The organism is Mycobacterium sp. TH-M82 (genome assembly GCF_057473605.1).
In genome coordinates this window covers 1-1,486 of record NZ_JBYCKY010000185.1, presented here as the reverse complement: position 1 = coordinate 1,486, position 1,486 = coordinate 1, and the positions used below count along the sequence as shown (strand labels likewise).

The window sequence follows — 1,486 nt, the reverse complement described above, 5'->3', positions numbered from 1 at the left end:
CGTCGCCCGCCGGCCTGCCGCAGGGCCGCAGGCTGGCGGGGTTCTTCGGGTTGCCGACGTCGGATCGTCGCACGCAGCGGCGGGTGCGGGCGCTGCTCACCGGCTACCTGCTCGCGCGACTGGCCGGCGACAAGGCCTACCGGGCGTTCGCCGACCCGCAGCTGCGGCTGCCCGGGACCGAGCCGCTGGATCACCCGCTGCAGCCCGCCACCCCGCAGGAGAAGTTCGTCGCGCTGCTGAAGTAAGCACGCGCGCGGGAGACGGCTCATGTGGTGGCCGCGCCCGTTACGATACGTCTGTCACCGCTCACGCGGACGACGACCCGGCCTGGGCCCCGCCCCGGCCCGACGACGAGGTTGGCGAGATGACACAGCGCAAGCCCAATCTCCGGTCGGTGCGCGCGGTGGCGCCGTCGCTGCGGTTTCGCACCATCCACGGCTATCGACGGGCCTACCGGATCGCCGGATCGGGCCCGGTGATCCTGCTGATCCACGGGATCGGCGACAACTCCACCACCTGGGAAACCGTGCAGGCCAAGCTTGCCCAGCGGTTCACCGTCATCGCCGTCGACCTGCTGGGCCACGGGCAGTCGGACAAGCCGCGCGCCGACTACTCGGTGGCGGCCTACGCCAACGGGATGCGCGATCTGCTGTCGGTGCTCGGCATCGACAGCGTCACGGTTCTCGGCCATTCGCTCGGCGGCGGCGTGGCGATGCAGTTCGCCTACCAGTTCTCGCAACTGGTCGACCGGCTGATCCTGGTCGCCACCGGAGGAGTCACCAAAGACGTCAACATCGTGCTGCGCTGGGCCTCACTGCCGATGGGCGGCGAAGCGCTGGCATTGCTGCGGCTGCCGTTGGTGCTGCCCACGCTGCAGATCGCCGGACACACCGTCGGCCGGGTACTCGGATCGACCCGATTGGGCCGCGACCTGCCCGACGTACTGCGAGTGCTGGCCGATCTGCCCGAGCCGCCGGCCTCCACGGCGTTCGCCCGCACCCTGCGGGCGGTGGTGGACTGGCGCGGCCAGCTGGTCACCATGCTGGACCGCTGTTACCTGATGGAGTCGGTTCCGGTGCAAATCATCTGGGGCACAGAGGATGTGGTGGTGCCGGTCGGTCATGCTCGGATGGCGCACGCGGCGATGCCCGGTTCGCGGTTGGAGATTTTCGAGGGCGCCGGGCACTTCCCGTTCCATGACGACCCCGACCGCTTCGTCGACGTCGTCGAGCGGTTCATCGACACCACCGAGCCCGCCGAGCACGACCCCGACCAGCGCCGTGAGCTGCTGCGCACCGGCGGTGGTGCGCGGGCGGTCTCCGGCCCGCTGGACACCCGCGTTGCGGTGTTGAACGCCATGGGCGCCGACGAACGCAGCGCCACCTGAGCTCAACGGCGGGCGCACGCCGTCATTCCTGACGAGGGTTGTCAAGCTTGGGTTTTCGACCTGGAAAGCGCCGACCTGTCGGACACCGCACTGGGGACC

Annotated in this window: 1 protein-coding gene and 1 pseudogene; both read left to right on the top strand. The window is 70.1% G+C overall.

The window, feature by feature from the left end; all coding sequences use genetic code 11:
* A pseudogene (locus tag AC2VON_RS05540) lies at positions 1 to 245 on the top strand (hypothetical protein); the annotation flags it as partial.
* A gap of 119 nt (positions 246 to 364) precedes the next feature.
* Positions 365 to 1,387: an alpha/beta fold hydrolase gene (locus tag AC2VON_RS05535; RefSeq protein WP_486952038.1), complete on the top strand. Its 1,023-nt coding sequence runs from the start codon at positions 365 to 367 to the stop codon at positions 1,385 to 1,387.
* The last annotated feature ends 99 nt before the right edge of the window (positions 1,388 to 1,486 follow it).